This window comes from Pseudomonas sp. NCIMB 10586, assembly GCF_023127895.1.
Taxonomy (GTDB): domain Bacteria; phylum Pseudomonadota; class Gammaproteobacteria; order Pseudomonadales; family Pseudomonadaceae; genus Aquipseudomonas; species Aquipseudomonas synxantha_A.
Genome location: NZ_SPKQ01000050.1, coordinates 460,565 through 484,937, shown reverse-complemented (window position 1 = coordinate 484,937; position 24,373 = coordinate 460,565). Strand labels below are relative to the sequence as shown.

23 protein-coding genes are annotated in these 24,373 nt (G+C 57.2%); 6 read left to right on the top strand and 17 right to left on the bottom strand.

Annotated elements, in window-relative coordinates:
• Positions 1 to 10 precede the first annotated feature (10 nt).
• From def to E4P01_RS25745, 3 genes are all read right to left on the bottom strand, one after another.
• Positions 11 to 550 (bottom strand): peptide deformylase, encoded by a 540-nt coding sequence (gene def / locus E4P01_RS25755; RefSeq protein ID WP_005790734.1) that lies wholly within the window; start codon positions 548 to 550, stop codon positions 11 to 13.
• A complete protein-coding gene (locus tag E4P01_RS25750; RefSeq protein ID WP_078822151.1) occupies positions 547 to 1,503 on the bottom strand; it encodes a YihY/virulence factor BrkB family protein in 957 nt (318 codons plus the stop codon). Before E4P01_RS25750 ends, def begins: the two co-directional genes overlap by 4 nt.
• 179 nt (positions 1,504 to 1,682) lie before the next feature.
• Positions 1,683 to 1,868 carry a CsbD family protein gene (locus tag E4P01_RS25745; RefSeq protein WP_032879770.1) on the bottom strand — a complete coding sequence of 62 codons (186 nt, stop codon included), beginning with the start codon at positions 1,866 to 1,868 and terminating at the stop codon, positions 1,683 to 1,685.
• 197 nt (positions 1,869 to 2,065) lie between these two features.
• Between E4P01_RS25745 and E4P01_RS25740 the strand changes: the two genes are divergently transcribed.
• Positions 2,066 to 2,443 carry a hypothetical protein gene (locus E4P01_RS25740; protein ID WP_216092009.1) on the top strand — a complete coding sequence of 126 codons (378 nt, stop codon included), beginning with the start codon at positions 2,066 to 2,068 and terminating at the stop codon, positions 2,441 to 2,443.
• A gap of 61 nt (positions 2,444 to 2,504) precedes the next feature.
• Here E4P01_RS25740 and E4P01_RS25735 read toward each other — a convergent pair whose 3' ends face one another.
• The 7 genes from E4P01_RS25735 to fadD2 form a co-directional block, all read right to left on the bottom strand.
• Positions 2,505 to 3,692 carry a multidrug effflux MFS transporter gene (locus E4P01_RS25735; RefSeq protein WP_216092010.1) on the bottom strand — a complete coding sequence of 396 codons (1,188 nt, stop codon included), beginning with the start codon at positions 3,690 to 3,692 and terminating at the stop codon, positions 2,505 to 2,507.
• Between the two features lie 10 nt (positions 3,693 to 3,702).
• Positions 3,703 to 5,433, bottom strand: a complete 1,731-nt coding sequence (locus E4P01_RS25730; RefSeq protein WP_032879769.1) for a thiamine pyrophosphate-binding protein — start codon at positions 5,431 to 5,433, stop codon at positions 3,703 to 3,705.
• 14 nt (positions 5,434 to 5,447) lie between these two features.
• Positions 5,448 to 6,227 (bottom strand): phytanoyl-CoA dioxygenase family protein, encoded by a 780-nt coding sequence (locus E4P01_RS25725; RefSeq protein WP_078822153.1) that lies wholly within the window; start codon positions 6,225 to 6,227, stop codon positions 5,448 to 5,450.
• Between the two features lie 64 nt (positions 6,228 to 6,291).
• Entirely contained in the window at positions 6,292 to 7,644 is a 1,353-nt protein-coding gene (gene aroA / locus E4P01_RS25720) for a 3-phosphoshikimate 1-carboxyvinyltransferase (RefSeq protein ID WP_032879766.1), read from the bottom strand.
• A 299-nt stretch (positions 7,645 to 7,943) separates the two neighbouring features.
• On the bottom strand, positions 7,944 to 8,732 hold the full coding sequence (locus E4P01_RS25715; RefSeq protein WP_103734752.1) for an SDR family oxidoreductase: 789 nt from the start codon (positions 8,730 to 8,732) through the stop codon (positions 7,944 to 7,946).
• A gap of 172 nt (positions 8,733 to 8,904) precedes the next feature.
• The gene (fadD1, locus tag E4P01_RS25710) at positions 8,905 to 10,596 is read right to left on the bottom strand and encodes a long-chain-fatty-acid--CoA ligase FadD1 (protein ID WP_005790755.1); all 1,692 of its coding nucleotides are present in this window, start codon (positions 10,594 to 10,596) and stop codon (positions 8,905 to 8,907) included.
• 381 nt (positions 10,597 to 10,977) lie between these two features.
• Positions 10,978 to 12,666 carry a long-chain-fatty-acid--CoA ligase FadD2 gene (gene fadD2 / locus E4P01_RS25705; protein ID WP_078822156.1) on the bottom strand — a complete coding sequence of 563 codons (1,689 nt, stop codon included), beginning with the start codon at positions 12,664 to 12,666 and terminating at the stop codon, positions 10,978 to 10,980.
• A gap of 210 nt (positions 12,667 to 12,876) precedes the next feature.
• Here fadD2 and E4P01_RS25700 point away from each other — a divergent pair, with 210 nt between their 5' ends.
• The gene (locus E4P01_RS25700; RefSeq protein ID WP_216092011.1) at positions 12,877 to 13,821 is read left to right on the top strand and encodes an alpha/beta hydrolase; all 945 of its coding nucleotides are present in this window, start codon (positions 12,877 to 12,879) and stop codon (positions 13,819 to 13,821) included.
• A 56-nt stretch (positions 13,822 to 13,877) separates the two neighbouring features.
• Positions 13,878 to 14,348, top strand: a complete 471-nt coding sequence (locus tag E4P01_RS25695; protein WP_003193747.1) for a MaoC family dehydratase — start codon at positions 13,878 to 13,880, stop codon at positions 14,346 to 14,348.
• An 81-nt stretch (positions 14,349 to 14,429) separates the two neighbouring features.
• Here the strand turns inward: E4P01_RS25695 and E4P01_RS25690 are convergent, their stop codons facing one another.
• On the bottom strand, positions 14,430 to 14,897 hold the full coding sequence (locus E4P01_RS25690) for a PA2169 family four-helix-bundle protein (protein ID WP_003175720.1): 468 nt from the start codon (positions 14,895 to 14,897) through the stop codon (positions 14,430 to 14,432).
• Between the two features lie 204 nt (positions 14,898 to 15,101).
• On the opposite strand from E4P01_RS25690, the gene E4P01_RS25685 reads away from it, so the two are divergent.
• Together E4P01_RS25685 and E4P01_RS25680 are read left to right on the top strand one after the other, a co-directional pair.
• Positions 15,102 to 15,338: a DUF3820 family protein gene (locus tag E4P01_RS25685; protein WP_005790761.1), complete on the top strand. Its 237-nt coding sequence runs from the start codon at positions 15,102 to 15,104 to the stop codon at positions 15,336 to 15,338.
• Between the two features lie 10 nt (positions 15,339 to 15,348).
• Positions 15,349 to 16,524 (top strand): aminotransferase class V-fold PLP-dependent enzyme, encoded by a 1,176-nt coding sequence (locus E4P01_RS25680; protein WP_216092012.1) that lies wholly within the window; start codon positions 15,349 to 15,351, stop codon positions 16,522 to 16,524.
• 202 nt (positions 16,525 to 16,726) lie between these two features.
• Here the strand turns inward: E4P01_RS25680 and E4P01_RS25675 are convergent, their stop codons facing one another.
• The 3 genes from E4P01_RS25675 to zwf are packed head-to-tail and all read right to left on the bottom strand — an operon-like array spanning position 16,727 to position 19,576.
• Positions 16,727 to 17,392 (bottom strand): bifunctional 4-hydroxy-2-oxoglutarate aldolase/2-dehydro-3-deoxy-phosphogluconate aldolase, encoded by a 666-nt coding sequence (locus tag E4P01_RS25675; RefSeq protein WP_032803689.1) that lies wholly within the window; start codon positions 17,390 to 17,392, stop codon positions 16,727 to 16,729.
• A gap of 17 nt (positions 17,393 to 17,409) precedes the next feature.
• On the bottom strand, positions 17,410 to 18,123 hold the full coding sequence (pgl, locus tag E4P01_RS25670) for a 6-phosphogluconolactonase (protein WP_216092013.1): 714 nt from the start codon (positions 18,121 to 18,123) through the stop codon (positions 17,410 to 17,412).
• Positions 18,110 to 19,576, bottom strand: coding sequence for a glucose-6-phosphate dehydrogenase (gene zwf, locus E4P01_RS25665; protein ID WP_032879759.1), 1,467 nt, complete (start codon positions 19,574 to 19,576; stop codon positions 18,110 to 18,112). The genes pgl and zwf overlap by 14 nt, the downstream gene beginning before the upstream one ends.
• A gap of 219 nt (positions 19,577 to 19,795) precedes the next feature.
• Here zwf and E4P01_RS25660 point away from each other — a divergent pair, with 219 nt between their 5' ends.
• On the top strand, positions 19,796 to 20,656 hold the full coding sequence (locus E4P01_RS25660; protein ID WP_169856377.1) for a MurR/RpiR family transcriptional regulator: 861 nt from the start codon (positions 19,796 to 19,798) through the stop codon (positions 20,654 to 20,656).
• Positions 20,657 to 20,777: 121 nt separating this feature from the next.
• Here E4P01_RS25660 and E4P01_RS25655 read toward each other — a convergent pair whose 3' ends face one another.
• The 3 genes from E4P01_RS25655 to ugpC all read right to left on the bottom strand — a co-directional run bounded on the left by E4P01_RS25655 (position 20,778) and on the right by ugpC (position 24,372).
• Entirely contained in the window at positions 20,778 to 21,623 is an 846-nt protein-coding gene (locus E4P01_RS25655) for a D-hexose-6-phosphate mutarotase (RefSeq protein ID WP_005790774.1), read from the bottom strand.
• A 98-nt stretch (positions 21,624 to 21,721) separates the two neighbouring features.
• Entirely contained in the window at positions 21,722 to 23,071 is a 1,350-nt protein-coding gene (locus tag E4P01_RS25650) for a carbohydrate porin (RefSeq protein WP_078822158.1), read from the bottom strand.
• Positions 23,072 to 23,208: 137 nt separating this feature from the next.
• Positions 23,209 to 24,372 carry a sn-glycerol-3-phosphate ABC transporter ATP-binding protein UgpC gene (gene ugpC, locus E4P01_RS25645; RefSeq protein ID WP_078822159.1) on the bottom strand — a complete coding sequence of 388 codons (1,164 nt, stop codon included), beginning with the start codon at positions 24,370 to 24,372 and terminating at the stop codon, positions 23,209 to 23,211.
• Between the last annotated feature and the right edge of the window lies 1 nt (position 24,373).

The window sequence follows — 24,373 nt, the reverse complement described above, 5'->3', positions numbered from 1 at the left end:
AGCCTGGTGTTTATTCGTCAGCTGTCGGATCCAATTCCGGAAACATCACTTCGATAAACCCGAACTTGCTGAAATCAGTGATCCGCGACGGGTACAGCCGACCGATCAAGTGGTCGCACTCATGCTGCACCACCCGTGCATGAAAGCCATCGGCAAAACGCACAATCGGCTCGCCCTTGGGATCGAAACCTTCGTAGCGGATCTGCTGGTAACGGTTCACGGCGCCGCGCAAACCGGGCACCGACAGGCAGCCTTCGAAGCCCTCTTCCAGCACCGGGCTCAGGGGCGTGATAAGCGGGTTGATCAGGATGGTCTGCGGTACAGGCGGCGCCTCCGGGTAGCGCTCGCTGGCCTCGAAACCAAAGATCACCAGTTGCAGGTCGACACCAATCTGCGGTGCAGCCAGGCCAACACCGCCCACGTGTTCCATGGTCTGGAACATGTCGTCGATCAGTTGCCACAACTCGGGGCTGTCGAACATTTCCGGTGGCACCGGCGGGGCGATACGCAGCAGGCGTTCGTCGCCCATTTTCAGGATTTCACGGATCATCGCGGCACTTCTTCAGGAGTGGGCTTGGAGTGGTCCCGGCCTAGGCCCGAGACGTGCTGTTTTTCATCGGTGTGACCGGGTTCGTCAAACTCCTTTTCACCTGGGTCCTTGCCTTCGGCCGACATGTGTTCGATCACGGCATTCATCTCCGCACCCAGCAGTAACACGGCGGCGGAAATATAGAAGTACAGGAGCAGGACAATGATCGCGCCGATGCTGCCATACATGGCGTTGTAGTCGGCGAAGGTCTTGACGTAATAACCAAAGCCCAGGGAAGCCACGATCCACACCACCACGGCCAACACCGAGCCTGGGGTAATGAAGCGGAATTTCTGCTCGACGTCCGGCATCACGTAATACATGAGTGCCACGGCGAACATCAGCAGGATCACGATCAATGGCCAGCGCAGGATGGTCCACAGGGTGACGACGAACTCCTGCATGCCGATCTGCCCGGCCAGCCACTCCATGACCTGCGGGCCAAGCACCATCAGCGCAGCGGCGGCCAGCAACATGCCGGCAATGCCGACGGTGTAGAAAATCGACAGGGGGAAGCGCTTCCAGATCGGCCGGCCTTCGACGACGTCATAGGCCGCGTTCATCGCACTCATCATCAGGCGTACGCCCGCAGAGGCTGTCCACAGCGCGATGACGATACCAACCGAAAGCAAGCCACCCTTGGACTGTTGCAACTGGTCGATGACCGGGTTGACCTGCTCCAGCGCCTGGGGCGGCAACACCAGCTCCGACTGCAGGCGCAGCCAGGTGAAGAAGTCCGGCAGATGCAGGAAACCGATCAGGGCAATCAGGAACAGCAGGAAGGGAAACAAGGAGAACAGCATCTGATAAGCCAGTGCCGAAGCGTAGGTAGGCATCTCGTCATCGACGAATTCCTTGACGGTGCGTATCAGCACCTTGTGCAGCTTGAGACCATCGAGTACCGGAAAAATCATAGCGTCTCCTTTCGCCGCAAAGAGGTTGAGTTCGTGGGCGACTCAGGGGCCGTTTTCTACATCAAAGTAGCCCATTTGGCGACTTTGAAACAATTTCCAAAATTTAGTTGCAACAGTTCACACAAAAACGGCCATCCGTGGATGGCCGCCATACTGCTGGGCAAACCCAGGAGAACGCCTTATTCGGTGGCTTTTTTCACCGCGTCCTTGGTTTTCCCGACTGCTTGCTGCGCTTCACCTTTTTTCTCTTGGATCACGCCTTCAGCACGCAGCTTGTCGTTGTCTGTGACTTTGCCGACACCCTGCTTGATGTTGCCGACCGCTTCGTTCGCCAAACCTTTTGCCTTATCCGATGTGCTGCTCATGGTATTTCTCCTGGAACAATCGAGGGTTTTGGTCATTACGTAGAGGTTGACCCAGGGCGCTTCGGCAGAGTTTCAATTATTTTCGCGAGGCATTTTATCGCCTGCCGCAGGTTTGGCTTTATGTTTTGCGGCCAACCCACGAGAATGCCCGGCACATTCAGGCTGCAACGCTGAATAACAGATCCCGTAGGAAGGTTATGAAACTCAATAAAGCACAGGCTATCGCCCGCAGAAACCAGGAACTGGGCGGTGCCGTACTCGGCGTCAACAACTGCCATTTCACCGACCTGGACCACAAGCGCAACATCTGGTGGTTCGACCTGCCCGTTGCGCGGATTGCCGTGGGCCAGTACGAGTGGATCCATCTGCTGATGCATAACGCCGAGACGGACCAGTTGTTGCACCTGAAGGTGCCGACTGTGTTTCTGCGCGAAAAGCTGGAAGGGTTGGTGGTACGCAATGCGGGCAAGCGCAAGCCGGAGATAACCCTGGAACTTAGCGCCGAGAAGGACTCGTTCCTCAAGGATGTACGCCCGGCGGGTGCCGGCGTGAGCTTTGCCCAGTTCACTCTGTAACCATCGCCCCTAACCGGCGAGAGCGTGACTGCTGTGCCAGCAGTCACGCTCTCGCGCACTTTCAGGCGGTTGCCACTGACCGGCCGGCAATACGCTGAGCCAGGGCGATGGCGAACAGGCAAAACAGCGACATGACCAGTATCCCCATCATCAGCCCCATGGCGGTGCTGGTGTGCCCCTCAGAGAAAAAGAACAGCGCCAGTGCCGCGCCCGCCATCTTGATCGCGCCTTGCAGCGCACTCCCGGTACCGGCATGTTTTGCCTGGCCATGCAGACTGATCCCCAACAACAAGGGTGAGGACAGGCCACAGCCGAGAGCGACCAAAAAGCCATACACCACCAACGCCGGGGCCGTGACCAGCTTGAATGCCTGGAGAACCAGCGGAGCGAGCGCCGCCAACACCGTCAACGCCACCAGGGACGTCATCAGGATGCGCTCAGGCGAGTAACGATTCAAAAACCGCTTGGTCAGGTAAGAACCCAAGACGATACCCGCAGAGTAGCCAACGAACAGCAGGCCGTTTTCCTGGCTCTGCAGATGGAACTGCAATTGATAGATGAATGGGCTCGCGGTGAAGTAGCCGATGGTGATCGCAAACAGTACCGCAGAGACCAGGCTGTAAACCATGAAGTTGAAGTCGCGCAGCAGTACTTTGAAACCCTCAAGCCGTTTGGAAGGCACGCCCTGCAGCGGAGCTGTTTCAACCAGTGTGGCCTTGATAAATACGGCGCCGAGCAGCGTGATCAGGGTCAGTGCGTAGAAATTATATTGCCAAGGAAGTGCAGCAGTAATAAAACCACCCAGCACCGGCGCAAGCGCAGGCGAGACCTGGGACGCCATGGAGAACACCGTCAGCGATTTGGACAACTCGGTTTTATCTTTGAACGTATCGCTCAATATTGCCCGGCTTATCACGGGGCAACCGCCAGCACCGATGCCTGTTAACAAACGAAACAGATAGAGCGCCTGAATACTGTCCGCCGTCGACGTCAGGTAATTGCCCAAGGCGCCGAGGGCAAGGGAGACCATAATCACCGGTACCCGCCCTTTTCTATCGGAGATCGGCCCATACACCAACTGGGACAGTGCAAAGCCTGCCAGATAGAAGACCACCAGGTTTTGGGACTGCGCGTCAGTTACCGAAAATACCCGTGCAATCTCCGGCAAGGCGGGGTTGTACAAGTCAATGGAAAACAACCCCAATACCAGGATCAGGCAGGAGTTGGTGATCACCATTCTAGAATTCACGACAGGCTCCTTACAGTAATGGATGGTCTTTCAAGCGTGTGCCGTATTCGCTATTGGGCGTGGTATGTCGCCCGTCGCATTTGACTTCAATCAGATGAGGTGCGGCGGTGCTCATGATGCTTTCAATACAATCTTGCAAGGCCTGTGGGGAGTCCACGCACGTCGCGCTCACGCCCAGGCTCTGGGCAAACAGGCACCAGTTGTAATCGGGAATTTGCGTCAGCGCGGCTAAGTTGTCTTTGTTATTGAAGTAACTTGCCGAATAGGACCGGTTATTGAAAACGACGAAGACGATATTCAACCCATGTTTCGCGGCGGTCGATAGCTCAAGGCCCTGCATCAGCATGCAGCCATCACCGGTAATCACCATGGTTTTGCCATCGGGGCGGGCGAAACTTGCACCGATGCCTGCCGGGATACTCCAGCCCATCGGGCCTAATGTGGTTGCCGATAAATAGGCCGCCGCTCCCCGCGCGGTCCAGTAGTGGCCGAAGAAGGATCGATGGGAGCCCGAATCGACACACACCACGCCATCACTGGGGAAAAACGCTTGCAGCACCGGGATATAGGCGGCGGGATGGTCGGCAAGATTGCCCGTAGCTTTGGCATCGACCGGGTAATGCAGCGGCACCCGTTGAAGATCATTCGACCATCTGGAGCGACTCTCCTGGCTGGCCTCCAGCTCTTGTGCGTGAACCTCGCTGACCAGCCTCAGGAAACCCTCCCCCGTCGCCACCACACCGTGATCAATATCAAGATACCGTCCCAGATAATCTGGGTTCTCATCCACCTGGATCGCGCCAAATTGAGGCCTTAGCTCATGGGACCAGAGCATGGTGCTCCATTGAGTGGTATCGAGCCCAAGGAGAATCACACCGTCCACACCGCCCTTGAACGCCTCGATAGCGCGCTTGTTTCCCGAATAACCGTAAACGCCCAAAGCGTTGGGATGGTCCTCCGGGAACAGCCCTTTGGCGCTCAAGGTGGTCGCGACCGGAATCGAAAAGCGCTCGGAAAATGCCAGGAGCGCAGCGCCAACCTTGGAGTTTTTGCAACGTAGCCCCGCGAGAATGACGAGATTGGTCGAGCGCTTGAACACGGCCTTGATCGCCGCGCTTTTGATCTTTTCAACGGCAAGCGCTTGGTTGCTCCACGACTCCAGTACGTTGGCGGCGATATCGGCGCGGCTCGTGGATTTCTCGTACAGTGCTTCCTTGCTGACGGCCAAGTAGGTCGGGCCTTTTTCCAGGCCTTTCAACAACCGCACCGATTCGCGCAAAAACGCCGACAAGGGTTGCCCTGCCTTGACCTCGAGGGCACTGCGGGTGATGGGTTTGAATACATCACACAGATTCACGCCGGTTTGGCTCCCGTCCTGCAGCACGTTTTGCATTTCCAGCGATGACGCAATCTGGCCCGACAAGAGCAAGACCGACTGGTGGTCCGTGTAAGCGGAAGCGATCCCGGTCAGCGCGTTGGTAACACCCGGCCCGCCTATCACCAGGCACACCCCGAATGTTTCACTGGCACGCGCATAGCCTTCGGCCATATAGGACGCGCCTGTTTCACACGCTGTAACCACCGGTTCAATGTCAAGCGTTGTAGAGCCATCACTGGGATAACAACGCATAAACGCATTGATCAACTTGCCAGGCACCATGAAGAAGTGCGTAACCCCCAAAGACTGAAGTTGGCGAAGAATGTAATGTGCACCGGTTTCGCCAGTACTTTGCAATTCCATTGCAAATCCCCTGTTCAGATCTCGATAAATGTGATGTTCTCGCCCTTCATCTTCAACACGGCATCTTGTGAAAAAGAAGAGGGGTAGCGCACATTGGGCATATCGGCAAAATATGGCTTGGGGCTGTTGGGCAAATAGTCCGAAACATGCAGGCTGCGCTCAGCCCGGGCACGCAGGTAGGTAATGTAGGATGCGTTATGTTTGGTCGAAGCAGAAACAGTCCATTGAATGGCCAGCTTTGTTTCCACAGGCGTCTGATCCGGCGCACTGCTGCGATGAGTTACTCGATTATCCCAAATAACCAGATCGCCGGCCTTACTCATGATCGTGCGCTCGAATTTTACCGGTTCGGCGAGCCTGATCTTGACTTCATCTTTACTGAGCTTGTGCGATCCCGGCAGTAAGGTGATGCCGCCGCCCGACACAGGATCATTATCTTGAAGATAATAAGCACACTGTAAGAATTCGGGAAATGCGCTAGGCGAAATCACTTCGTCGGGAAGAAAGTACGCATCATTGTGCCATGGTATATAAACGCTCTCGCGCACCGTAAAATTCGGTAACAGCGAAAAATCCGACTGAAAAATATCCTTTATCGCCTGAATAGCACTAGGATGGAGCAGTGCATTGACCATATCACTAAATTGCAGAAACGCCGTTGGCAACAGCGTGCTCTGCTCGGTCTCTGCCAAACTATGGACATACGTTTTACGCAACTTTTCCACCTGCTCGCTGTAGAGTACTCCTGGAATAACGACGTACCCATCCCGCTCAAGCTTTTCTCGAAAATTCATGATCTATAATCCGTTATATAGAGGGTGACCCAGGCCACCCTCCCTTTAATTCAAAGATAAAAAGTCAGACTTCAACATGCTTGGCGGCTGTCGAGCTTTCTTCAAACGACACGCCCAGACGTTCAAACTCCTGGAAGAAATCCGGAAAGGAACAATGAACGTCCTGATAACCATCCAACTCATTCAGCTGTTGGCACCGCAAGGAAGCCACAAACAATGACATGAAAATTCGATGGTCACCCCAGGCTGACAACACTGCATCACCGGCGTAACTCGGTTCACCACGAATAACGAAGCCATCGTAGACGCCGTTTTTAAACAACGGCTGTATGTCCACACCCATTTTCACCAGCTCGGTCACCATCGCCTCAATGCGTGGCGACTTGTGCAAGCGCGTAATGGAGCCGCCGGTCACTTTGAACTCACCCTGCACATAAGCACCGATCGCCGCCAGTGTCGGCACAATATTGGGGTAATCACTCGCATCGAAATGATACTTGCCTTTTAACTCAGCCAACTTATTAACAATGCGTACTTCATTGGCAGCGTCATTGAACTCAACATTGACGCCCAGCGCCTCGGCCACTTTGAGAATCGCACGCTCGCCCTGCAAACTCTTGCTGTTCATGTTCTTGAGCGTCAACTCGCCCGGAAAGATGATGCCGGCCGCGATCAAATAGGACGATGAGGTGTAGTCACCGACGATCGTATAGTTCGCGCTGCGATAGTGGCCGGGATACACCGTAATTTGTGAATAGTCAGCGTTCACCTCATAGCTGATCCCCGCGGTGCTGAGGGTTTCCAAAGTCTGCTTGATATACGAAAGCGACAGAATTTCACCGCGGATATTCACCACCGTAGGTTGTTTGGCGAGGGGGGCGCAGAACAGAATCGCAGTGATGAATTGCGAGCTGATATTGCCCTCAATCGTACACTCTCCCCCTTTATAACCCCCCCAGTTCACAATCGGGGCCTTGCCACTGTGGTTGATGCATGAAATATGGGCCCCCAGCCCTTCCAGGGCGACAAACAAAGGCTCCATGACACGCCCCCGCAGAACTTCATCACCGGTAATAACCGCCGGCGTCGTTGTAAAGCACGTCAACGCAGCAAACACTCGAAATACCAACCCGGAGCCTAGAGCGTCGATCACCTTCTTTTCGGGCTTGATCAAGCCGCCTGTGCCAGTTACCACTAATCTGCCTGGTTGCTCCTCAATAATTGCACCAATACTACGACATGCCTTTTTCATTGTTTCGGTTTCAAGGCAACGAAGGTCGTTGTAAATATAAGAAGTTCCCGAGGCGAGGCTGGCGGCAATAATTGCCCGTTGTGTTTCAGGTTTTGAGGACGGGATGGTGGCGATAGTGCCGATCGATGAGGTAGGAAAGACTTTCAAGCGTTTTTGGGTCGACATGCATTGCTCCCTAAGACAGTAGATCCAATGTGATCGGCGAGCGGGCATTACGCTCACCGACGCGACAGAAATATCTTGTTACAACCACTAAAAACCTATCCTAGGGTTTAACGCGTTTCAAATAACAAAATGGAATAAGATTGGATCCAATCTATGACTCATTGAATTTTTTCGTTTTACTTCAGTCCGTTACGGCACACAAGAAAAAGCAAAACCCATAAAAAAACCGCCATCGCTGGCGGTTTAAATTTTAAAAACTCTACTATTTCATATGGCACAACGACATCTTTGGCTATCCATTAGAAGATACCCGGGTAGGCGCCGCCATCGATAAGGATGTTCTGACCGGTCACATAGGCAGCCTGATGACTGCATAAAAAAGCACACAATGCAGCGAACTCAGCCGGGTCACCAAAGCGCCCCGCCGGAATGGTTGCCAGTCGACTTTCAGCCATAGCGTTCACTGTTTTTCCTGAACGCTCTGCCGCCACTTGAAAGGTATTTTCCAATCGCTCGGTTTTGAACGCACCGGGGAGAATATTATTGATCGTGGTGTTTCTCGACGCGAAGTCTTTCTGACGCGCCAAGCCCGCCACAAAACCGGTAAGCCCACATCGGACTGAGGTTGAAAGCCCCAATGCATCCAGGGGCGCTTTAACCGCGCCGGAAGTTATATTGATTATCCGGCCGAAGCCTCGACCTGCCATGGAATCGATCACTGACTTGATGAGTTCGATAGGTGCCAACATATTGGTATCAATTGCTGCACGCCACTCTTGATCGGTCCATTCACGAAAGTTCCCAGGCTTGGGCCCCCCGGCATTATTGATCAATATATCAACTTGCGGGGCAGCATCGACCAATGCCTGGCGAATCGAAGGGTCAGTAATATCACCTACCACCGTGATGACTTCTCCCTCAGGGTTTCTGAGTTTCAAACGCTGTGCGGCAGCCTCTAAGTCAGGCGCCCCCCGTGCGTTAATCACGATGTTTACCCCCTCGTCCGCAAGCGCCTGGGCACAGCTATAACCCAACCCTTTACTGGCAGCGCAGACGACAGCCCATTTACCTCTAATCCCTAAGTCCATCATCACTCCTCGATCAGCCGTCAACTTGCAAGCGTCGCGTATTTAGCGAGCGTGCGTCGTTATTAGTCGATATCACACAAGCCCGTGGAGTGACAAGCCGGGCATTACGCCGCGCCAGAGGCAAAAAAATACCCCTCAGCGAGGGGTACTTTTCAATTCACGCTTTACCGGGCTATTTCTTCACACCCAGCTTTTTCAGTTCTTCATCACGCAATTCACGCCGCAGAATCTTGCCGACGTTAGTTGTAGGCAACGCATCACGGAACTCAACAGCCTTGGGCACCTTGTAGCCGGTGACGTTGGCGCGCATGTGCTCCATCACCTGGTCCTTGGTGAGGGTGGCGCCTGGCTTGACCACGATGAAGATCTTGATGTGCTCTCCGGACTTCTCGTCCGGCACACCGATGGCTGCGCACTGCAACACGCCCGGCAAGCCTGCCAGTACGTCTTCCAGTTCGTTGGGGTAGACGTTGAAGCCGGAGACCAGAATCATGTCTTTCTTGCGGTCGACAATGCGCATATAGCCGTCTGGCTGGATGATCGCGATGTCACCGGTTTTCAGCCAACCTTCGCTGTCGAGCATCTCGGCGGTGGCGTCTTCGCGCTGCCAGTAGCCCTTCATGACTTGCGGGCCCTTGACGCACAGCTCGCCGGTTTCACCCAGCGCCAACTCGGTACCGTCGTCGGCGATGACTTTACACACTGTGGACGGTACCGGAATGCCAATGGTGCCGATCTGGATATGCTGGATCGGGTTCACCGTGGCCACCGGGCTGGTTTCGGTCATGCCGTAGCCTTCGCAGATACCACAGCCGGTCACGGCCTTCCAACGCTCGGCGGCCGCCAATTGCAGGGCCATGCCGCCCGACAGGGTGACTTTGAGCGCGGAGAAATCGAGTTTGCGGAAGGCTTCGTTGTTGCACAGCGCCACGAACAGGGTATTCAAGCCGACGAACCCGCTGAACTTCCACTTCGACAGTTCCTTGACCATCGCCGGCAGGTCACGCGGGTTGCTGATCAGGATGTTGTGGTTGCCGATCAGCATCATCGCCATGCAGTGAAAGGTGAAGGCATAGATGTGGTACAGCGGCAGCGGTGTGATCAGGATCTCGCAGCCTTCGTTGAGGTTGGACCCCATCAGCGCCTTGCATTGCAGCATGTTGGCGACGAGGTTGCGGTGGGTCAGCATCGCGCCCTTGGCCACACCGGTGGTACCGCCGGTATATTGCAACACCGCCACATCGCTGCTGGCCGGGCTGACATCATTCACCGGCTGGCCATGGCCCTTGGCAAGCACGTCATTGAACGTGATGGCCTGGGGCAAGTGATAGGCCGGGACCATCTTCTTCACGTACTTGATCACGCTGTTGATCAGCAGGCGCTTGAACGGCGACAGCAGGTCGGCGACTTCAGTGACGATCACATGCTTGACGGCGGTCTTGGGCACGACTTTTTCAGCCAGGTGCGCCATGTTGGCCAGGCAAACCAGGGCCTTGGCCCCGGAATCATTGAATTGATGTTCCATTTCCCGCGCGGTGTACAGCGGGTTGGTGTTGACCACGATCAGGCCGGCACGAATGGCGCCGAACACGGCGACCGGGTATTGCAGGACGTTGGGCAGTTGCACGGCGATTCGATCGCCAGGCTTCAAGTCGGTATGCTGTTGCAGATACGCGGCAAATGCCCCGGACAATTCGTAGAGTTCACCGTAGGTGATGGTCTTGCCCAGGTTGCTGAAAGCCGGTTTGTTGGCGAAGCGCTGGCAGGACTGCTTCAGTACCGCCTGAATATTCGGATACTCGTCTGGATTGATCTGTGCAGCAATCCCGGCGGGGTACTTATCCTTCCAAAAGTCTTCATTCATGGAAGCCCACTCCTCAGCGACGCGAATTCATCATCGCATTTGATGCGATTATTATTGGTGTATGTTTTTAGGTGAATCTGGCGCTTTCAAGCAGGCCGAGACGTCACAAAGCGCGCCGAGAGTAGCAGCTTTGCCGAGGGCCGCCTAGAGCCAAAAGAGGGCCCTACAGTCATAAACATGACTCAAGAATATCCAATGGTCACTTTTAGAGCAAAAATTCTATATCAATGAAATACGCTCTGGAATGGGCTTTCCTGGGCGACGGATAACAAATGTGGGAGGGGGCTTGCTCCCGATAGCGGTGGATCAGCCAAAGACTCTGTTGACTGACACACTGCTATCGGGAGCAAGCCCCCTCCCACATTTTGACCCTATTTCAATTCAGGCGATGTCGCGAAGCTCGCGCCGCAGAATTTTCCCCACCGGCGTCATCGGCAAAGACTCCCTCAGCACAATGTGCTTGGGCACCTTGTACCCCGTGAAATTGGCCTTGCAGTACGCCTTCAGCTCCTCAATGCTCACCCCTTGGGCCCGCGCTACCACGAACAGCTTCACCGCCTCCCCCGTGCGCTCGTCCGGCACGCCGATCACCGCGCAGCTGGCTACGGCCGGGTGGGCCATCACCACATCTTCGATTTCGTTGGGATAGACATTGAAGCCGGAGACGATAATCAGGTCTTTCTTGCGATCAACAATGCTGACATAGCCGTCGGTGTCGATCACGGCAATGTCACCGGTCTTGAGCCAGCCTTCAGCGTCCAGGGTTTCGGCGGTGGCCTGGGGTTGCTGCCAGTACCCCTTCATCACCTGCGGGCCCTGGATGCATAACTCGCCGCGCTCACCCAACGGCAGTTCGTGCCCTTGATCATCAACCACTTTCATGGCGGTGCCCGGCACCGGAATGCCCACGGTCCCCAGGCGCGACAGGCCGCCGTATGGGTTGGTGCTGGCCACCGGTGAGGTTTCGGTGAGGCCGTAGCCTTCGCCGATGGAGCAACCGGTCAGCGCCTTCCACCGTTCCGCCGTGGCCTTGACCAGAGCGGTGCCGCCGGAGTTGGTGATCTTGAGATGGGAGAAATCCAGGCTCTTGAAATCCGGGTGATCCATCAACGCCACAAACAGGGTGTTGAGCCCCAGCAGCCCGGTGAAGCGCCACTGCTTGAGCTCCTTGATAAAGCCGCCAATGTCCCGTGGGTTGGTGATCAGCACGTTGTGGTTGCCGGACACCATCATGCACATGCAATTCGCCGTGAATGCATAGATATGGTACAGCGGCAGCGGTGCGATCATGACCTCCTGCCCTTCCTTGATCAGCGGGTGGCCGTCTTCACCCAGTTGCGACATGCACGCCCGCACCTGCTGCATGTTCGCCACCAGGTTGCCATGGGTGAGCATCGCGCCCTTGGCCAGGCCGGTGGTGCCGCCGGTGTATTGCAGTACGGCAATATCGTCCAGGGTTACCGGATGGCGCGTCACCCCAAGGCCCGCGCCCATGCGCAACGCACGCTTGAACGACACAGCCCGTGGCAGGTGGTAGGCCGGGACCATCTTCTTCACCTTGTCGACCACGGTGTTGACCAGCCAGCCTTTGGCGGCGGGCATGAAGTCGCCCATCCTGGCTTCGATCAAGTAGTCGATCTCGGTGTCGGTGCAGACCTCCTGCACCCGCGAACCGAACAGGTTGAGGTACACCAGCGCCCGCACACCTGCGTCCTTGAACTGGTGGCGCATCTCGCGGGGGGTGTACAGCGGGTTGGTATTGACCACGATCAGCCCGGCGCGCAATGCGCCGAATACCGCAACCGGATAATGCAGCACATTAGGCATTTGCACCGCGATGCGCTCGCCAGGCTTGAGGTCGGTGTGCTGTTGAAGGTAACCGGCGAACGCCGCACTCTGGCGTTCAAGCTCGGCGTAGGTCAGGGTAATGCCCATGTTGCTGAACGCCGGACGGTCGGCAAAGGTCTTGCAGGAACGCTCGAAAACTTCGATCACCGACTTGTAGGTGGTGAGGTCGATGTCATTGGGAACGCCCGCTGCGCGTTTGTCATTCCAGAAATCAGGTTGCATTATTCTTGTCCTCTTACCTGAGTATGTCCGGCCGCTTTAAGCGTTTATAAAAAGCGGAGCTTTGGGGACGTTAGCAGCTATGAGCAAACAGGCAAATACGCTAAATCGTGTCATTGATTGTATGAATCTTGCGTCTAACGTGTAGGCAGATACCCCGCAACTCTGCGAATGAGCTATACACTGCAACGACCCTGAGCAAAGGAAGCCGCCATGACCCACAGCACCTTCTGGCTGACCGCGAATGACCACAGCCGCCTGTACGTCAATCAATGGCTGCCAGACACCCCGCCCAAGGCGGTGGTGATGCTCTCCCACGGCATGGCCGAACACAGTGGTCGTTATGCTCGCCTGGCCGACGCCTTGTGCAGCGCCGGCTACGGGGTGTATGCGCTGGACCAGCGCGGTCATGGGCGTACTGCCGATGAGGGCACCCTGGGGCTGTACGCTGAAAAGGATGGCTGGAACAAAGTGGTCGGCGACCTGGCCAGCCTCAACCAGCATATCGGCCAGCAAAAACCGGACCTGCCGATTATTTTGCTCGGCCACAGCATGGGCAGCTACATCGCCCAGGGCTATTTGCTGCACCACAGCGCCAGCCTGCATGGCGCGATTCTCAGCGGTTCGAATTTCCAGCCGGTGGCGTTGTATAGCGCGGCACGGCTGATCGCACGCATCGAACGCATGCGCCAGGGGTTGCGCGGCCGCAGTGCGTTGATCGAGTTCCTGTCATTCGGCTCGTTCAACAAAGCGTTCAAACCCAATCGCACCGCCTGCGACTGGCTGAGCCGCGACCCGGACGAAGTCGACAAGTACATCAACGACCCGCTCTGCGGTTTTCGCTGCACCAACCAGTTATGGATCGACCTGCTGGGCGGCTTGCAGCAAATCAGCAAAGCGTCCAATCTCGCGCAGATCGACCCGGGCTTGCCGATCCTGGTGATGGGCGGCGAATGTGATCCGGTAAGTGAAGGCAAGCGTCTCAAGGACCTGGCCCATGCCCTGCGTGAGGCCGGCTGCCAGAACATACAATTGAACCTCTACCCGCAGGCGCGGCATGAAGTATTCAACGAAACCAACCGTGATGAAGTCACCGCCGACCTTCTGAGCTGGCTGGAACAGGCGCTGACGTTGCGCAGGCCAGCCCGCTGCGAATAGTTTTTGCTTTAAAATCAGCCGATTAATTACCGATAAGCCACAGGATGCACCTTTAGATGACCCAGGTAACCAACACCCCGTACGAGGCGCTCGAAGTGGGCCAGACCGCCAGCTTCAGCAAGACCGTCGAAGAGCGTGATATCCAGTTGTTTGCCGCCATGTCCGGCGACCACAACCCGGTGCACCTGGATGCCGAATACGCCAAGGCAACCATGTTCAAGGAGCGCATTGCCCACGGCATGTTCAGCGGTGCGCTGATCAGTGCGGCCGTAGCCTGCGAGCTGCCTGGGCCGGGTACGATTTATATCGGCCAGCAAATGACCTTCCAGAAGCCGGTCAAGATTGGCGATACCCTCACCGTGCGTTTGGAAATCCTTGAAAAACTGCCGAAGTTTCGCGTACGCATCGCTACACGCGTATTCAACCAGCGTGATGAGTTGGTGGTAGATGGCGAGGCAGAGATTCTGGCGCCGCGCAAGCAGCAGGTGGTGACGTTGACCGAGTTGCCGCCGATCAGTATTGGCTGAGGCTGACTGCAATCTCAGCATTTACACAATACAAATGTGGGAGGGGGCTTGCCCCCTCCCACAGTTGCTACAGTGCAGGTCTTACGACTGAGCACGAGCCTGGTTACGCAGGGCTTTTACCTGGTCGTGGTTGCGCTGTACGCCGTGGTACTGACGCTCCACCAGGTCACGAATGCCCAGCAGGTTGTGCTTGTTGATCTTCTCGATCGCTTCACGGTAAGCCTTCAGTGCGTGGTCTTCACCGCGCTCGGCTTCGTTCAATACCGCTTCTTCATCCTTGCCAGTGACCATCGACTTCACGTCGACCCAGCCACGGTGCAGAGCACCCGCTACGCTGCCGGAATCTTCCGGATCGCCACCCAGGGCACGCACGGCGGTTTTCAATTCAGCGGCGGCAGTGGCGCAATCAGCAGAGCGCTTGGCAAACAGAGCCTTGAGTTCCGGATGCTTGATATCTTCAGCGCATTCCTTGAAACCCTTTTGGCCGTCGATGCTGGTTTCGATCAGGTCGTTCAGTACGGAGATCGATTCTTTATTGATGTCAGTCATTTTTCAATTCCTTGTACGGGTTAGAAGGGTGTCTTGGTTATTGCAGCGCCCGTGCCAGGTTTTTAAGAATTAACTTATCCTTTAATTTCAATAACTTATGAAATATTGAACCATCTGTATGTGCGTTATTTGCATGATCTGTCATTTGGCCTTCATGCAGAATGCCTGTATTTTCGAAGACCTCGCCTCAATCCCGCGAAGCTCATGAATCCTGAAAAACTCGAACTGCTGATCACCCGCGAAATGCCCTTCGGCAAATACAAGGGCCGGATCATCGCCGACCTGCCTGGCCCCTACCTGAACTGGTTTGCCCGTGAAGGTTTCCCCCACGGCGAATTGGGCGGTCTGCTGGCCTTGATGCAGGAAATCGACCACAACGGCCTGGCCGAACTGCTCGAACCACTGCGGGCCAAACACGGCAAACCCGCCCCCCGCCATTAAGAGACTCGCCATGCCAAGGAATGCCGACAACGAACGCCACTGGCACACCATCGCCCAGTGCTATGACCTGCAACCCGGGCCGATCAACCTGGAAAACGGCTACTTCGGGCGTATGAGCCGTGCAGTGCAGGCGCAATACCTTGAGCACATCAGCTTTATCAACCGCAGCAACTCGGTGCATGTGCGCCAACGTTTCGAGCAAGGTGAAAACGTCGAGATTCGCCGCACGCTGGCGGCATTGATTGACGTCGACCCCGAGTCGATCGCCTTCACGCGCAACGCTACCGAAGCCTTACAGTCGCTGATCCGCAACTACAACCGCCTGCAACCCGGCGACCAGGTGCTGATCAGCGATTTGGAGTACGACACGGTCAAGGGCGCCATGCGCTGGCTTGCCGATGTTCGCGGCGTGGAGGTGATCGAGGTGTCACACACCCACCCGGCCAGTTTCGACAGCCTGGTGCAGACGTATAACAAGGCGTTCGCGCAGTATCCGCGTCTTAAACTGATGGCCCTGACTCATGTCACTCATCGCACCGGCCTGGTGATGCCCGTTGCGGCTATTGCCAAGGCCGCACGCGAACAGCATATCGACGTGATCCTCGACGGCGCCCACGCCCTGGGCCAGTTCGAGTTCAACCTGGCTGAACTGGGCATCCAATTCGCGGGGTTCAACCTGCACAAATGGATGGGTGCACCGCTGACCCTGGGCTTTTTATATATCGCCCCCGAGCGCCTGGCCGATATCGACCCGGACATGGGCGAGTTTCACTACCCGGCCACGGATGTGCGCGCTCGTACGTCCTACAGTACACCGAACTTTCCCGCGCTGATGACCTTGCCGTTGGTGTTTGAAGAACATCGGCAATTGGGTGGCGCCGCGGCCAAGGGTGCGCGGGTCAATTACCTGCGGGATCTGTGGGTAAACCAGATGCGCCCCTTGCCGGGTATTGAAGTGCTGACCTCGGATGATCCGCGGCTGTATTGCGGGATCACCGCGTTCAAGTTCCTCGGGCGGGATCAGCAGGTGATGGTGGATCGTATGCTCAGGGACTACGACTTGTTTACCACCACGCGTGTGGGTGCGTCGTTTGGCACCTGTATTCGGGTGACACCAGGGTTGGTGACATCGGCAGCGGACATCGACGTGCTAGTCAACGCCATTAACCAGTTGAGCACAGATTAAACATGTGGGAGCTGGCTTGCCTGCGATGGCGGTGTATCAGCGCAAGAGATGTCAGCTGACCCACCGCTATCGCAGGCAAGCCAGCTCCCACAGTTGAACATCGGTGTTCTTGAGGTTTCTGCAGGCAAAAAAAAGCGGCACACCGACCAAGCGCACCGCAAAAATGCCGTTAAGCACAGCAACAACGATTCTGTAAATCCGCTCAGTCCAGCAGCGCCAGCGCCTGTGCGGTAACTTCCTGGATGCGTGCCCAGTCGCCGTTCCTGACCCACTCAGGATCAAGCATCCAGCTACCGCCCACGCACATCACGTTTTTCAACGCCATGTAGCTTTTGATATTGGCCGGACCGACGCCGCCGGTCGGGCAGAATTTCACTTCGCCAAACGGGCCGCCCAGCGCCTTGATGGCCGCGACGCCGCCGCTGACTTCGGCCGGGAACAACTTGAAGCGGCGGTAACCCAGGCCGTAGCCTTCCATAATACCGGAGGCATTGCTGATGCCCGGCAGCAGCGGGATCGGGCTGTGTACCGAGGCTTCCAGCAGGTCGCGGGTAATGCCAGGGGTAACGATAAATTGCGAGCCCGCCACTTCGGCCGCTTCGAGCATGTGACGATCAAGCACGGTACCGGCACCGGTGCACAGCTCAGGACGTTGCTCACGCAAGACCTGAATGGCCTTGAGGCCGAACTCGGAACGCAGGGTCACTTCCAACGCGGTCAAACCGCCAGCTGCCAGGGCATCGGCCAGCGGCAGGATGTCCTGCTCGCGGGCGATGGTAATCACCGGCAGGATCCGCGCCTTGGCGCAGAGACTGTCGATCAAGGCAACTTTATCCGCCATGGACACGGTCGGTTGAGGGCTTTTCATAGCGGCTGATCCTTGGCTCATGGGCACCAGTAAATCTCGAGAGTAGGTTGCAAAAACGCGCGAATCGGCATGGCAGCAACATCGTCGCTGGCCAGCGCGGCGCTCAAGGTGGTCAATTTCGAACTGCCGGAAATCGACAGCACGGTGTAGTTGGCCGTCGCCAGCAGCGCACGACTCATGGTCAGGCGCTGGTGCGGCACGGTTGGCGCCAGCATCGGCCAGCAACGGCGAGTACCGTCGGCCTTCAGTGCGTCAGACAGGTTGGGGCTGTTGGGGAACAGCGAGGCGGTGTGGCCGTCATCGCCCATGCCCAGCACCAGCACATCAATGCCGGGCAGTTCGGCCAGCAGGCGATCGGCCTGCTCGGCAGCGTCTTCAAGGTTGGCGGCGGCACTGTACAGGCTGAGGAACCTGGCCGCGGCTGCCGGGCCTTGCAGCAAGTGCTGCTTCAACAAGCCGGCATTGCTGTCGGCGTGTTCGACCGGTACCCAGCGTTCATCGGCCAGGGTGACAGTGACCCTGGACCAGTCCAGCCCCTGCTTGGCCAGGTTCTGGAAAAACGCCACAGGGCTGCGTCCACCGGACACCACCAGCGTCGCCTCGCCACGGGCGCTGATGGCAGCGCGCAGTTGTTCGGCCACGTCATGGGCCAGGCCATCGGCCAGCAGCGTGGGCGTACGGTACTCATGGGCAGTAACGCCCTGAGGCAGTTTCAATTCAGATATCGCCATACCACGACCTCCCATCCCGCGTAATCAGTGCAATCGAGCTCATCGGCCCCCAGGACCCCGCCGCATACGGCTTGGGTGCATCACCGGACTTTTTCCAGCCGGCGATCAACTGGTCACACCACTTCCACGCAGCTTCGATTTCATCTTTGCGAACAAACAGGTTCTGATTGCCGCGCATCACTTCCAGCAACAACCGCTCGTAGGCATCCGGGATGCGTGCGCTGCGATAGGTGTCGGAAAAATTCAGTTGCAGTGGCCCGCTGCGCAGTTGCATGCCCTTGTCCAGGCCCTGCTCTTTGGTCATCACGCGCAAGGAAATACCTTCGTCCGGTTGCAGGCGAATGATCAGCTTGTTGCTGATCTGCAGGCGCTGCTCGGGGGCGAAGATGTAGTGGGACGGTTCCTTGAAATGGATGACAATCTGCGACAGCTTTTGCGGCATACGTTTGCCAGTACGCAGGTAGAACGGCACCCCGGCCCAACGCCAGTTGCGAATATCGGCACGCAGGGCGACGAAGGTTTCGGTGTCGCTCTGGGTGTTGGAATTGTCTTCTTCCAGATAACCCGGCACGGCTTTGCCCGCACTGTAGCCGGCAATGTATTGGCCGCGTACCACCTGGGTGGTCAGGCCCTCGGGGCTGATCGGCGCCAGGGCCTTGAGCACCTTGACCTTCTCGTCGCGGATGCTGTCGGCGGACAGGTCGGCCGGCGGGTCCATGGCAATCAGGCAAAGCAACTGCAGCAGGTGGTTCTGGATCATGTCGCGCAGCTGGCCGGCCTTGTCGAAGTAACCCCAACGGCCTTCGATGCCGACCTGCTCGGCCACGGTGATTTCCACGTGGGAAATGTAGTTCTGGTTCCACTGGGTTTCGAACAAACTGTTGGCGAAACGCAGGGCGATCAGGTTCTGGACGGTTTCTTTGCCCAGATAGTGGTCGATACGGTAGGTGCGGTTTTCCGGGAAAAACTGCGCCACCGCATCGTTGACCTTGCGCGAGGATTCCAGGTCAGAACCGATGGGCTTTTCCAGGACCACGCGGGTGTTTTCCGCCAGGCCCACCTTGGACAGGTTCTCGCAGATAGCCCCGTACACCGCCGCGGGGGTAGCGAAGTAGGCGATCAGGCGTTGCTCGCCGCCGACCTTCTCGGCAAGGGCGACGTAGTCGTCAGCCTTCATGAAGTCGACATGCACGTAGGCCAGGCGCGCAAGGAAGCGCGCGGCCACGGCCTCGTCGAGTTCCTTGCCGACGTATTTACGCAATTCTTTTTCGATATGGGCCAGGTGTTGCTGCTCGCTGCCGGCTTCACGGGCCAGGGCCAGGATGCGTGTATCGTCGTGCAGCAGCCCGGCGCCATCGAGTTGATAGAGGGCAGGAAATAACTTGCGCAGCGCCAGATCACCCAAGGCGCCAAACAGGGCAAAGGTGCAGGGTTCTACGGTTATCGAAGGCATGATGTTTGTTCTTTTATCAAGTTAAGCTACAAATACCTTTTTTCAAGGCATCACTCAAGGAAAAATGTAGTAATAACCACAACATTTTCCGGAAATACGCATTGCGAGTGGTGGTGTTCAGCTACCCTCAGTAGGATAGGCCACCGCGAAAAGCCAGTCGTCGATTGGTTGCCGCCCTTTATTTGCATCGTCGCCCGAAGGAAAGACTGAATGGACCGCGTGCGAAATCTTCTGGAACAGATCCGGAACCGCCTCGAAGAATTAAACAAGGCCGAGCGCAAAGTCGCTGAAGTCATCCTGCTCAACCCGCAGCAGGCTACACGCTTCTCGATCGCCGCCCTCGCCCAGGCCGCCTCGGTCAGCGAACCGACGGTCAACCGCTTCTGCCGTTCGTTCGGCGTCAGCGGTTACCCTGAACTTAAATTGCAGTTGGCGCAAAGCCTGGCCAGCGGCGCCGCGTATGTCAGCCGTGCCGTGGAGGCCGATGATAACCCCGAGGCCTACACCCAGAAGATCTTTGGCAGCGCCATTGCGTCCCTGGACAGCGCTTGCCAGGCCCTGGACCCGGCGCTGATCAGCAAGGCGGTGGACTTGTTGATCCAGGCGCGCCAGATCCACTTCTTCGGCCTGGGCGCCTCAGCGCCGGTGGCCATGGATGCGCTGCACAAGTTTTTCCGCTTCAACCTGGCGGTGACCGCTCATGCGGACGTGCTGATGCAGCGCATGATCGCTTCGGTAGCGCATACCGGCGAGCTGTTCGTGATCATTTCCTACACCGGACGCACACGCGAACTGGTGGAAGTGGCGCGTATCGCCAGGGAAAACGGTGCGTCAGTGTTGGGCGTGACCGCCGAAAACTCGCCGCTTGCCAAGGCCAGTACAGTAAGCCTGAACATCCCGTTGCCGGAAGACACCGATATCTACATGCCGATGACTTCTCGGATCATCCAATTGACCGTGCTGGATGTGCTGGCGACCGGCATGACCCTGCGTCGCGGGGTGGATTTCCAGCCGCATTTGCGCAAGATCAAAGAGAGTTTGAATGACAGCCGGTATCCGGTGGGGGATGAGTTCAACTAAGCCTGGACCTGTGTTGGCTGCACTGGCCTCATCGGGAGCAAGCCCCCTCCCACAGTTTGATGTGTGAATACCTTCAAATGTGGGAGCTGGCTTGCCTGCGATAGCGCCATCAGCCACACCGCTAAGCTCCAGCCCGAGCCTGCAGACTCAAATGCGCCCTCTCCCCCGGCGCCAGGCTCGCACCGGCCATCGCCGACTCCACGCACACAAACCCCGACGCCTCGTTAAAGCTCACGCCCAACAGCGGTCGGCTACCTGGATGCCACACCACCGTGTCGGCGCTGTCGCCGGTGTCGATGCACAGTTCACGCTGCCAGGCGTGGTCCTTGAGCTGTAGTTCGCCCTCATGCTGGAACACCCGCTGGCAACCGCCATCGACCCGCAGTTCACCTTCCTGCTGGCAGACCTGACGGTTGAGCTGATCATAACCTTGCGCGCCGTCGAGCCCAGACAGCGCTACCTCGTCAACGTGACCAATACGCCAGTAAGCGTGCAAAGCATGGCTCAACTGGCACGGCAACTCGTCCTGGTGCTCGGTGCTCAGGCGCAGTTCCAGGGTTTCGCCCAAGTGCGCGTGCAAGTCCACCTGCCAGTCGCACAATTGCAATTGCCAGTGCAGGCGCACGCCATCGTCATCGGTGCTGCTGTCGAGCAGCTTCCAGTCAATCAGGCGCGCCCAGCCATGGGACGGCCACGCGTTTTCGCTGGGGTGACGGCCATACCACGGCCAGCACACCGGTACGCCACCACGGATAGCCCCGACTTGCGGCCATTTGGCGGCACACCACAGCCACGGCTTCTGGCCCGTCGGTTGAAAGTGCAGCAATTGCGCACCCTGGCGACTGAACACCGCCTGGCACAGGGGGTGGTCGATCACCAACACATCGCGCATCTGAAAGCGCTCCCAGGCGAACACCGGTCGCTCGCGCAGGGATTTGAAAAAGCGTTGCAGCGGTTGCTCATGCATGTGCACAGGTTCCGAATATCACAGTGCAAGCCAAAAAAAAGCGGATAGCCATGGCTACCCGCAAATGCGCACAGAGAGAGGAGCTTATCGCAACAGCGTTAGAAGGTAGACTGAATTTTCAGGCCGGCGACCAAGGCGTTGTCGACTTGATCCACACCACCTGGGTGGGTGATGTATTGCAGGTTAGGGCGTACGGTCAGCCAATTGGTGACATGGAAGCCGTAGTTGATTTCGTAGTTGTATTCGGTACCTTGCAGCGGCATGTAACCGGCCTGGCTGTAGTCAGTAAAACCACCTGCCGCGTTACGCAGCTCTGCGGTTTTCTTCACGTCATCGTTGACATGGATACGGGCAAAACCGATGCCGATGTCATCCTTTGGACGCGCATCGAACGGGCCCTTGTACACAAACATCAGCGACTGATAGTTGTCGATGAAGTTGGTGTCCTTGTCGTGGAAGGTGACGTTAGCCGCAACGTTCAGACCACGGGAGGCATCACCATTGTGAGTGGTGAGTTGCTGTTGCACCACGCCCCAGTAGCCGCTTTTGCTGTTGCGAACGCGCAGGGCATCGCCAGTGGCGCCAGCGTCGCCGCCATTGACGTCTTCGCGCACATCATCAGCGTCAGCCGTGCTCTTGTAGTAACCCACGCGGTACTCGCCCGGCAGGCCATTGACCTTCGGCGACCACACCAATTCAACTGGCAACACGGTGCCCTTGGTACCGCTGCCGCTGAGCTTGAAGCCGTTGCCCATTTCGGTTTGCGATGGGTTCTGGTTGTACGCGCCAATTTGCGCATACAGTTCAGGCGTGATGTGGTATTTCACACGCAGAGCGGCCTGGCTGACGGGCCAGTTGTACCAGATGTTGGTGGCCCAGTTACCCACTTGGGAACCGCAGAACGCCAGGTTCTGGAACTCGCAGGGGAAGGTGTTGAAGTCTTCGCCTTCACCGAAGTAACCGGCTTTGACGTCCAGCTTGCCGTCGAGGAACTGATGCTGGATCCACAGTTGGGTCAGACGCACCATGTGGCCACGGCCATACACTTCCTGCGATGAACTCAAGGTGCCAGCACGCGGGTCACCAACACGGTCGTTGGAGATGTTCTCGCCATTACGATTGGTCAACTGGATCTTGGCCTGGGTGTTATCCCAGCCCCACAGTTTTTGCAGGTCCAGTGCCACGCCAAGACCAAACTGGTCAGAGTAGCGACCGGTCTTGTCGTCGTTATAACCGCCGTGGGCGTTGTAGCCCATCTCCCCAACGTAGTCGGCCTTGATGTCGATACCTTGCTCGATCAGCTTGGTACGCTCGCCGCCCCAATCGCCGGTCATCCACTTGGAATCGGCACTGAAGGCTTCATCCGCCATCGCATTGGCGGACAAAACCAGGGCTGCTACCGCTGACAGCTGGCAGATCAGCCGGGTGTTGTTGTGTTGCTTTTTCATCCCTACATCCTCGTCTTTATTGTTATTAAACTGTTTTTATCTAACGCGGGTTACATTTTTTAACTAAAACAACTGGTTATCTTCTTTTTCCTGTGGGAGCCGGGCTTGCCCGCGATGCAGGCGCTTCGGTCCTGCAGTTACAACGCGGTGACGCCATCGCGGGCAAGCCCGGCTCCCACAGATGCCCCCCGTGAGCCAGCAGTCCCCAATCGCTCACCGGTCTTGGCGTCAAACAGCAACACCTTGGCCGGGTCGAATTGCAGCGTCAGCGTCTCACCCACCTGCGGCGCGACGTCCGGCGCCAAACGGCAGCAGACCTTGGTGTCGTTGAGCTGCACGAACACCAGCGTGTCCGGGCCGGTCGGCTCGGTCACCTGCACTTCGGCACGAATACTCGACGAGCCATTGCCCTCGCCCGCCGCCAGCACGATCTGCTCCGGGCGCAGGCCAAGGATCACATCGCGGTCTTCAAGCCCGGCGTCATTCATGCTCAGCGGCAACTCGCAACGGGCCTGGCCGCTGTCCAGCAGCGCGACCAGGCGACCGTCCTTGCGTTGCAGGCGCAAAGGCACGAAGTTCATCGGTGGTGAACCGATAAAGCTTGCCACAAACAGGTTGGCCGGGTCGTTATAGATTTCTTTCGGCGTGCCGAATTGTTGGATGATGCCGTCCTTCATCACCGCCACTTTGTCGCCCAGGGTCATTGCTTCGATCTGGTCGTGGGTGACGTAGACGGTGGTGGTTTTCAGACGCTGGTGCATCAGCTTCATTTCGGTGCGCATCTCGACGCGCAATTTTGCGTCGAGGTTGGACAGCGGTTCGTCGAACAGGTAGATCTTCGGCCGGCGCGCCAGCGCTCGGCCCATGGCCACACGCTGCTGCTGGCCACCGGACAGTTGGCCCGGCTTGCGGTTGAGCAGGTGTTCGATCTGCAGCAGCTTGGCCACGCGTGCGACTTCGGCGTCGATGTCGGCTTGCGGCATCTTGCGAATCTTCAGGCCGAATTCGATGTTCTCGCGCACGCTCATGGTCGGGTACAGCGCATAGGACTGGAACACCATGGCGATGTCGCGGTCCTTGGGGCTCATGCCGCTGACATCCTGGTCGCCGATCATGATCGCGCCGCCGGTGATGGTCTCAAGGCCGGCGATGCAGTTCATCAGCGTGGACTTGCCGCACCCCGAAGGGCCGACCAGGATCAGGAATTCGCCTTCCTTGATCGACAGTTCGATGTTCTTCAAGGTGTCGGGCAGGCCGGCGCCGTAGGTTTTGTTTACATTGCGAAGTTCAAGCGTAGCCATG

What these genes read in the sequence shown, in the direction of transcription:
- fadD2 (WP_078822156.1), bottom strand. Translation starts at nt 12,666, where the DNA reads ATGCAACCTGATTTCTGGAATGACAAACGCGCAGCGGGCGTTCCCAAT.
- aroA (WP_032879766.1), bottom strand. Translation starts at nt 7,644, where the DNA reads ATGTCGACCCAAAAACGCTTGAAAGTCTTTCCTACCTCATCGATCGGC.
- E4P01_RS25685 (WP_005790761.1), top strand. Translation starts at nt 15,102, where the DNA reads ATGAATCCTGAAAAACTCGAACTGCTGATCACCCGCGAAATGCCCTTC.
- E4P01_RS25655 (WP_005790774.1), bottom strand. Translation starts at nt 21,623, where the DNA reads ATGCATGAGCAACCGCTGCAACGCTTTTTCAAATCCCTGCGCGAGCGA.
- pgl (WP_216092013.1), bottom strand. Translation starts at nt 18,123, where the DNA reads ATGGCGATATCTGAATTGAAACTGCCTCAGGGCGTTACTGCCCATGAG.
- ugpC (WP_078822159.1), bottom strand. Translation starts at nt 24,372, where the DNA reads ATGGCTACGCTTGAACTTCGCAATGTAAACAAAACCTACGGCGCCGGC.
- E4P01_RS25745 (WP_032879770.1), bottom strand. Translation starts at nt 1,868, where the DNA reads ATGAGCAGCACATCGGATAAGGCAAAAGGTTTGGCGAACGAAGCGGTC.
- E4P01_RS25690 (WP_003175720.1), bottom strand. Translation starts at nt 14,897, where the DNA reads ATGACTGACATCAATAAAGAATCGATCTCCGTACTGAACGACCTGATC.
- fadD1 (WP_005790755.1), bottom strand. Translation starts at nt 10,596, where the DNA reads ATGAATGAAGACTTTTGGAAGGATAAGTACCCCGCCGGGATTGCTGCA.
- E4P01_RS25650 (WP_078822158.1), bottom strand. Translation starts at nt 23,071, where the DNA reads ATGAAAAAGCAACACAACAACACCCGGCTGATCTGCCAGCTGTCAGCG.
- E4P01_RS25725 (WP_078822153.1), bottom strand. Translation starts at nt 6,227, where the DNA reads ATGAATTTTCGAGAAAAGCTTGAGCGGGATGGGTACGTCGTTATTCCA.
- E4P01_RS25700 (WP_216092011.1), top strand. Translation starts at nt 12,877, where the DNA reads ATGACCCACAGCACCTTCTGGCTGACCGCGAATGACCACAGCCGCCTG.
- E4P01_RS25750 (WP_078822151.1), bottom strand. Translation starts at nt 1,503, where the DNA reads ATGATTTTTCCGGTACTCGATGGTCTCAAGCTGCACAAGGTGCTGATA.
- E4P01_RS25680 (WP_216092012.1), top strand. Translation starts at nt 15,349, where the DNA reads ATGCCAAGGAATGCCGACAACGAACGCCACTGGCACACCATCGCCCAG.
- E4P01_RS25740 (WP_216092009.1), top strand. Translation starts at nt 2,066, where the DNA reads ATGAAACTCAATAAAGCACAGGCTATCGCCCGCAGAAACCAGGAACTG.
- E4P01_RS25695 (WP_003193747.1), top strand. Translation starts at nt 13,878, where the DNA reads ATGACCCAGGTAACCAACACCCCGTACGAGGCGCTCGAAGTGGGCCAG.
- def (WP_005790734.1), bottom strand. Translation starts at nt 550, where the DNA reads ATGATCCGTGAAATCCTGAAAATGGGCGACGAACGCCTGCTGCGTATC.
- E4P01_RS25675 (WP_032803689.1), bottom strand. Translation starts at nt 17,392, where the DNA reads ATGAAAAGCCCTCAACCGACCGTGTCCATGGCGGATAAAGTTGCCTTG.
- E4P01_RS25715 (WP_103734752.1), bottom strand. Translation starts at nt 8,732, where the DNA reads ATGGACTTAGGGATTAGAGGTAAATGGGCTGTCGTCTGCGCTGCCAGT.
- E4P01_RS25730 (WP_032879769.1), bottom strand. Translation starts at nt 5,433, where the DNA reads ATGGAATTGCAAAGTACTGGCGAAACCGGTGCACATTACATTCTTCGC.
- zwf (WP_032879759.1), bottom strand. Translation starts at nt 19,576, where the DNA reads ATGCCTTCGATAACCGTAGAACCCTGCACCTTTGCCCTGTTTGGCGCC.